Consider the following 7608-nt stretch of genomic DNA (forward strand, 5'->3'; position numbering starts at 1 on the left):
CTTCAGGCCAGATTTGTAGAGCCTTTGGGCTTCACATTCGCCCCCACTCTGGTCTACATTTGGGGGGCTGAAAAATGTGGCTATCGGTGCGTGTAGGCTGGAGAGTGCCAGAATCTGGTTTTTCCCCTCGCACCTGGTGCTTAGCAAGCGATAAATACACTGTAAGGATAACTTATGAACAAGACTCAACTGATTGATGTAATTGCGGACAAAGCGGACCTGTCTAAGACCCAGGCTAAAGCTGCACTGGAATCCACTCTGGCTGCGATTACTGAGTCTCTGAAAGAAGGTGATGCTGTACAACTGGTTGGTTTTGGTACCTTTAAAGTTAACCACCGTGCTGAGCGTACTGGCCGCAACCCGCAGACTGGCAATGAAATCAAAATTGCTGCTGCAAACGTACCAGCATTCGTTTCTGGTAAAGCACTGAAAGACGCTGTTAAGTAATCGTCCGACGGTGAAGAGTTTAAACAGGGGGGCGAATTCGCCCCCTTTGTTTACCTGAAGTAAATCTTCTGGCTGCTTTCCTACTGCCGCCGCAGTCATGTGATATTCTTTTATCATGAAACTGACGCTTCCCAACCGTATCTCCATCCTCACTACTCTGCTGCTGCTAGCTGGCTGCAGTTCGCATTCCGATCTGCCCGATTTTACCGCCAGCGGCTATCTTGCCGATCGTGGTGCCGTACGGATTTGGCGAAAAGACAGTCAGGCAGAAATCTCCCACATGATGACCGTTTTTACACCCTTCAGCGGTGGCGCAACGGAAACGACGGATTATCAGTGGCTGAATGGCAAGCCGGTGGCGATTGAACGCCATATTTCAGGTAAGCAACCTGATGATGTGACGCTACGTTTTGATCATGATGGTGCTTTAAGCTTTATGCAGCGACAGCTGGCCGGGCATCGGGAGCCCTTATCTGCCGATGAAGTGGCGCTTTATCAGTTTGACGCTCAGCGGATGCTGAAGATTAGCAACGATTTGCGGAACGGACGGGTGATGCTGATCCAGGGGCGCTGGTTGCCCGGTGGAGAGGTCGCCAGCTGTCAGGGCAATCAGCTACGGCCAGAGTTCGATGAAATGGAGCTGGAACAGATTGCCAGGCAGCATGCGTCTGCGTCTTCCGCGCCGCTTAACGTCGCATGGCTGCAGGCACCAGAGGGGGTCCAACTACTACTGGTCAGTCATGAGGACCTTTGCCAGAGTGAACCCAAAGAAGCGGATTTCTGAGAGGGTATTTGAGTCATACGAATAAATTCATCCGGCCCTCCATTCTGCAATTATTATCCCCGACTCGATATTTTTATCCTATCTTTGTCCATTCTCAATTTTTTTAGATTATTAAAATTATAAACTAATCCCGCTGAGCTAAAAATCTCTAATGTATTGGGAGTGTTAACAGGGGGGGGGGAGTGCTTTTATTATTGGAATGAGTAATAACTCTCACGATGATAGCGCTTCGCATTCGTTTGCACAGCAGCGAATTTCCGTTTGTTAATAAAGTGTTCCTTAATCGAACTTAAAAGGATGAATAATTTATATTATTAATATGAATGATAAATTTTTTACCTTAATTTGCGCAAAAAAATAAAAGACTAGCACCAAATGACACTTTAAAAAATAATGGAAAGCTTTACTCTTCCTCGCGGTCGATGGATTTGATTCATAAAAGGGAAATTTAAGATGTACAGAAAAAAAGTTATCAGTTTACTTATCTCTGGCGCACTTTTTGGACCAGAGTTGGCGTTCGCATATTCGACGGTCATTGACGGCCAGGTCATTAATTCGACGGATCAGCCTGCTGTTTTTAATGAAGGCTGGGATAATGAAAATGGTTTTCTGGTAAAGGACACTACAATTAATGTGTTCGTAGAGAATAGTGATAGTAAAGCGCACGGTATTCTGGTTAATGCCTCCCGAGTAGAGAATACGAACCAGACGACGACAACGGTGGTAAACTCGACCATCAACTCTGAGGGGACTGGTGCTTACCTGGTTGGCGGAATAGCCTCGTTTGATCATACTAATATTGAATCTCAGGGAACTTACGGTATTGTCACCAAGGGCGGTCAGCTTAGTCTTACGAATGGTACGGTGATCAACGCCAGGAAGAACGGCTTTGGATTTTATTTCCTGCGGGGATACTCTGACTTTGACGGTTCTCGAGGTACCTATGAAGACAACGACGTTCTTATTGACTCTTCAACGGTGAATACTGAAAACAACGTTGCCATCGTTGTGGGTAAAAACACTGTAGCTAATCTCACCGTGAGCGGAAATTCAACCATATCGAGCGGGAATGGTCGGTTTTTGGCTACCCTTGATGGATCGACGACTAATTTAAACGTGAGTGACAGTGTCCTTAATGGTTCAACGTCTGCGCAGGACGCATCAACGATTAATTACAATCTTAGTAACAGTTCGCTTAATGGGGCCGTTATTTCTTCAAAAGATTCTCAAGTTAAAGTTAATTTAAACAATAAATCTTCGCTTGTTGGTTCTGCTAAGAATGTCAAAGAAATCGATGTTGACGGAACATCGTTGTGGCATATGGGGGCCAGCTCGGATGTTGGTAATCTCACAAATGCGGGTCTGATTCAGCTTTCAGATACGGATAAAACAGGTTCGGTCCTGACGATCCATAATAACTACGTCGGGAATGGCGGAACCCTTGTTTTCAATTCTGAATTAGCGGGTGATGATTCTCCTTCCGATCGATTAGCGATTGAAGGAAATAGTTCAGGCGATACTAACGTTGTCGTGAATAACATTGGCGGTAAAGGAGCACAAACGGTTGAAGGCGTGGAGTTAATCCGCGTAGACGGTCAGTCGGATGGTACCTTTAATCAGTCAGGTCGCATCGTTGCCGGGGCTTACGACTACTCTCTGGTCCGCGGAAATACGAATAGCAACAACTGGTATCTGACCAGCCAGAAACAGCCCGATCCTCCGGTTAATCCGCCGGTTGAGCCACCTGTTGAACCTCCCGTTAACCCACCGGTGGAACCCCCTGTAAATCCACCGGTCGAGCCACCGGTAAATCCGCCGGTTGAACCGCCTGCTAACAAGGAACGTGTCGTTCGTCCTGAGGGGGGCGCTTACAGTGCAAACATTGCAGCAGCCCTGACTCTTTTTGAAAGCCGCCTGAGTGACAGACAAGGGACGTTTTATGTTGACCCGCTTAGCGGCGAGAAAAAATATACGACTCTTTGGTTAAATCAGGTTGGTGGTCGTACCCATGCCAACGATAAGAGCGGTCAGCTTAAAACCAACAATAATCGTTACTCGGCCATGCTGGGTGGTGATATCGGCAGCGGTGTTGGCGCTGCGGGTTCCTGGCGCGTTGGCCTGTTAGCGGGTTACGGACATGCCCATAACACCACCACGTCCCGCGTTACCGGCTACCGTGCTAAAGGTAATGTTCGAGGCTATACCACCGGCGTATACGGTACCTGGTATGCTGAGGGAACCGACGAACATGGGCTGTATGTGGACACTCTGGTTCAGTACAGCTGGTTCAAGAATAAGGTAAAAGGTGACGATGTCAGACGCGAGCACTATGACTCTGATGGGGTAAGCACTTCGCTGGAAACAGGTTATGTGATCCCCGTGAGCCAGAGTGAGCGTAGCGGATTTTACCTCCAGCCTCTGGCGCAGATAACGTGGTCGGGTATTTCTGCCGATAATCATACGGAAAAAAATGGTACGCGCGTCATTGGAAAAACGGACAATAACGTACGTTCTCGTTTAGGTATTAAAGCCTTTGCAAAAGGTCATTCATCGCAGGATCAGGGCGCAGGGCGCGAGTTCAAACCGTTTATTGAAACGAACTGGATTCACAACACACGTAACAACAGCGTGTCGATGGATGGCGTAGATGTGACGCAGTCAGGCACGCGAAACATTGCAGAAGCCAAACTGGGTATTGAGGGTGACTTCAATCAGCAGCTAAGGCTAACCGGAACGATTGGACATCAGATGGGCGATCACAGCTGGACAGATACTTCAGCGGCGATTGGTATTAAATACAGTTTCTAACCGCTAAAAAAAGAAGCGCCCGAGAAGGGCGCTTTTTATCGCAATAGCTAAAGATGGCAGCTTACTTACGATTTATCGCACGGTAGCCAATGTCTTTACGGCAGAAGCTGCCTTTCCATGAGATTGGCTGGGCCAGTTCGTAAGCACGTTTCTGAGCGGCCGCAACGTCTTCACCCAGCGCGGTGACGCACAGTACGCGCCCACCGTTGGTCACCACCAGATCGTCTTCAAGCGTCGTACCCGCGTGGAACACTTTACCGTCGGCAACTTCTTCCAGCGGTAAACCGTGGATTTGATCGCCAGTGGCGTAATCACCCGGATAACCACCGGCTGCCAGCACCACGCCCAGCGATGGACGGGGGTCCCAGACGGAATCTTTCTGATCCAGCTTACCGTCAACGGCAGCCAGGCAAAGATCCACCAGATCCGACTGCAGGCGCAGCATGATCGGCTGAGTTTCCGGATCGCCGAAGCGGCAGTTAAACTCGATCACTTTCGGCTGGCCGCTTTTATCGATCATCAGACCGGCATACAGGAAGCCGGTATAGACGTTGCCTTCGCCCGCCATGCCGCGCACGGTTGGCCAGATCACTTCATCCATTACGCGCTGGTGGATTTCATCGGTCACAACCGGAGCAGGGGAGTAGGCACCCATACCGCCGGTGTTCGGGCCGGTGTCCGCATCGCCGACGCGTTTGTGGTCCTGGCTGGTGGCCATGGGCAGCACATTCTCGCCGTCAACCATCACAATGAAGCTGGCTTCTTCACCATCAAGGAACTCTTCCACCACAATGCGGTGGCCCGCATCACCGAAAGCGTTACCGGCCAGCATATCCTGAATGGCATCTTCCGCTTCCTGCAGCGTCATCGCCACAATCACACCTTTACCCGCCGCCAGGCCATCGGCCTTAATGACGATTGGCGCACCTTTCTCACGCACATACGCGAGGGCAGGCTCCACTTCAGTAAAGTTCTGGTATTCCGCAGTCGGGATCTGATGACGGGCCAGGAAATCTTTGGTAAAGGCTTTAGAACCTTCCAGCTGCGCAGCGGCCTGCGTTGGGCCAAATATTTTCAGACCGGCGGCGCGGAACGTATCCACCACGCCTTTCACCAACGGCGCTTCCGGGCCGACGATGGTCAGATCGATTTTCTCACTCAGAGCAAAGTCCAGCAGGCCCTGAATGTCGGTTGGGCTGATTGCCACGTTCTGCAGCGTAGGCTCCAGTGCGGTACCGGCATTGCCTGGGGCAACGAATACGGTGTCAGCCAGCGGTGACTGTGCGGCTTTCCAGGCAAGCGCATGTTCACGGCCGCCGTTACCAATAACCAAAATTTTCATTTGAGACTCCGTAATTAATGGCGGAAATGACGCATGTCGGTAAAGATCATCGCAATGCCATGTTCGTCAGCAGCGGCAATCACTTCGTCATCGCGAATAGAACCACCCGGCTGAATTACACAGGTGATACCCACTGCGGCAGCAGCATCAATCCCATCGCGGAACGGGAAGAAGGCATCGGAGGCCATCGCTGAACCTTTCACTTCCAGGCCTTCATCAGCGGCTTTGATACCGGCAATTTTGGCAGAGTAAACGCGGCTCATCTGGCCTGCACCTATCCCGATCGTCATATTGTCACGGGCATAGACGATGGCATTGGATTTCACGAATTTCGCCACTTTCCAGCAGAACAGCGCATCACGCAGTTCCTGCTCGCTCGGCTGACGTTTGCTGACCACGCGCAGCTGGCTCTCATTAACCATGCCCAGATCGCGATCCTGCACCAGCAGGCCGCCGTTTACGCGTTTGAAATCCAGACCGCTCTGGCGCTGCTGCCACTGGCCGCAGGTCAGGACGCGAACATTTTGCTTCGCAGCGGTCACCTTCAGGGCGGCTTCGCTGGCAGATGGTGCAATAATCACTTCCACAAACTGACGGCTGATGATGGCCTGAGCCGTGGCTTCATCCAGTTCGCGGTTGAAGGCGATGATCCCGCCGAAGGCTGAGGTTGGGTCGGTTTTGTACGCGCGCTCGTAGGCATCAAGAATCGATCCACCTACCGCCACGCCGCACGGGTTCGCGTGTTTGACGATAACGCAGGCCGGTTGATCAAACTCTTTCACACATTCCAGTGCCGCATCGGTGTCGGCGATGTTGTTGTAAGAAAGTGCTTTACCCTGAACCTGTTGCGCGGTAGCAACCGAGGCTTCTGAAACATTCTCTTCTATATAGAAGGCAGCATCCTGATGGCTGTTTTCACCGTAGCGCATATCCTGCTTCTTGATGAAGTTCAGATTCAGCGTACGTGGGAAGCGGCCGGCAGGCGCAGTGGTCTCACCATGGTAAGCAGGAACCAGGCTGCCAAAGTAGTTGGCGATCATACTGTCGTAAGCGGCAGTGTGTTCGAAGGCTTTAATAGCCAGATCGAAACGGGTTTCCAGCGTCAGTGAATTATCGTTGGCGTCCAGCTCGGCCACGATAGCCTGATAGTCGCTGCTCTTCACAACAATCGCCACGTCTTTGTGGTTCTTGGCAGCGGAGCGCACCATGGTTGGGCCACCGATATCGATATTCTCTACCGCATCTTCCAGCGAGCAGCCTTCGCGTGCAACGGTCTGGGCAAACGGATAAAGGTTAACGACGACCATATCAATAGGGGAGATGCTGTGCTCGGACATGATGGCATCATCCTGACCGCGGCGTCCTAAAATGCCACCATGCACTTTTGGGTGCAGCGTTTTGACACGTCCATCCATCATTTCCGGGAAACCGGTGTAGTCAGAGACTTCCGTCACGGGCAGGCCAGCATCGGCCAGCAGGCGCGCGGTGCCGCCAGTGGAGAGCAGCTCTACGCCACGTTGAGAAAGCGCCTGAGCGAATTCGAGGATACCGGCTTTGTCAGACACGCTGAGCAGCGCGCGGCGTACAGGACGACGTTGTTGCATGGTGGTTTTATCCCTTGGCTTTGGATCGCATATAAAGAGCGTTATATGAAGCTTAGTCTTTCTCTTCTCTATATAGAGGAAGATAAGTTTCAGGTAACGCCCCTGAAAGGGGCTTCCATTACGCGCGGGCATTGTAGCGAAAACGTTTGCGCGTTGCTCGTCAAAATTGTCATTCAATAAAGAATGTGGATAAGTTTGTGCATAAACAGGTATAAGGCGGGGTTTTGCTGTGGAATGCAGCAAACGGTAAAATTATCGCAATTTAGCCCTTGTCAGCCGTCGAGAACTCCCTATAATGCGCAACCACTGAGACGGCACAACGACTGACAAGTCAGCCACTCAGAGGTTCGGGAAGTCTCTGAACCACCGGAAAAAACTTCTCAAAAAGAAGTTGACTCCGAAGGAGGAAAGCGTAATATACGCCACCTCGCAGCAGGACGGCTAACGCCACTGACTGCACTGCTCTTTAACAATTTATCAGACAATCTGTGTGGGCACTCGCAGGATTGATATCAACGTCTCCGGACGTAAAAAATATCAAGTCTCACGAGTGAACACATAATGAAATTCATTATGACGTTTTACAGATGAGCACCGCTGAACTTGTTTCAGCAAATCAAGCT

General features: G+C 50.8%; 5 protein-coding genes. 3 read left to right on the plus strand and 2 right to left on the minus strand.

Annotation, left to right across the window (positions count from 1 at the left end; genetic code table 11):
* Positions 1-174 precede the first annotated feature (174 nt).
* From hupA to JOE09_RS25155, 3 genes are all read left to right on the plus strand, one after another.
* On the plus strand, positions 175-447 hold the full coding sequence (gene hupA, locus JOE09_RS25145; RefSeq protein ID WP_017803060.1) for a nucleoid-associated protein HU-alpha: 273 nt from the start codon (positions 175-177) through the stop codon (positions 445-447).
* A gap of 112 nt (positions 448-559) precedes the next feature.
* The gene (locus JOE09_RS25150) at positions 560-1231 is read left to right on the plus strand and encodes a DUF1481 domain-containing protein (protein ID WP_420830705.1); all 672 of its coding nucleotides are present in this window, start codon (positions 560-562) and stop codon (positions 1229-1231) included.
* 453 nt (positions 1232-1684) lie between these two features.
* Positions 1685-4039: an autotransporter outer membrane beta-barrel domain-containing protein gene (locus tag JOE09_RS25155; RefSeq protein WP_205067745.1), complete on the plus strand. Its 2355-nt coding sequence runs from the start codon at positions 1685-1687 to the stop codon at positions 4037-4039.
* 61 nt (positions 4040-4100) lie between these two features.
* Here the strand turns inward: JOE09_RS25155 and purD are convergent, their stop codons facing one another.
* Positions 4101-5381: a phosphoribosylamine--glycine ligase gene (gene purD, locus JOE09_RS25160; RefSeq protein ID WP_205067746.1), complete on the minus strand. Its 1281-nt coding sequence runs from the start codon at positions 5379-5381 to the stop codon at positions 4101-4103.
* A gap of 14 nt (positions 5382-5395) precedes the next feature.
* Positions 5396-6985, minus strand: coding sequence for a bifunctional phosphoribosylaminoimidazolecarboxamide formyltransferase/IMP cyclohydrolase (purH, locus tag JOE09_RS25165; protein ID WP_205067747.1), 1590 nt, complete (start codon positions 6983-6985; stop codon positions 5396-5398).
* Positions 6986-7608 lie beyond the last annotated feature (623 nt).

The sequence above is a fragment of the Pantoea coffeiphila genome, assembly GCF_016909495.1.
Classification (GTDB): domain Bacteria; phylum Pseudomonadota; class Gammaproteobacteria; order Enterobacterales; family Enterobacteriaceae; genus Erwinia; species Erwinia coffeiphila.

Coding starts and splice junctions, on each gene's coding strand:
- hupA (WP_017803060.1), top strand. CDS start 175: ATGAACAAGACTCAACTGATTGATGTAATTGCGGACAAAGCGGACCTG.
- purH (WP_205067747.1), bottom strand. CDS start 6,985: ATGCAACAACGTCGTCCTGTACGCCGCGCGCTGCTCAGCGTGTCTGAC.
- JOE09_RS25155 (WP_205067745.1), top strand. CDS start 1,685: ATGTACAGAAAAAAAGTTATCAGTTTACTTATCTCTGGCGCACTTTTT.
- purD (WP_205067746.1), bottom strand. CDS start 5,381: ATGAAAATTTTGGTTATTGGTAACGGCGGCCGTGAACATGCGCTTGCC.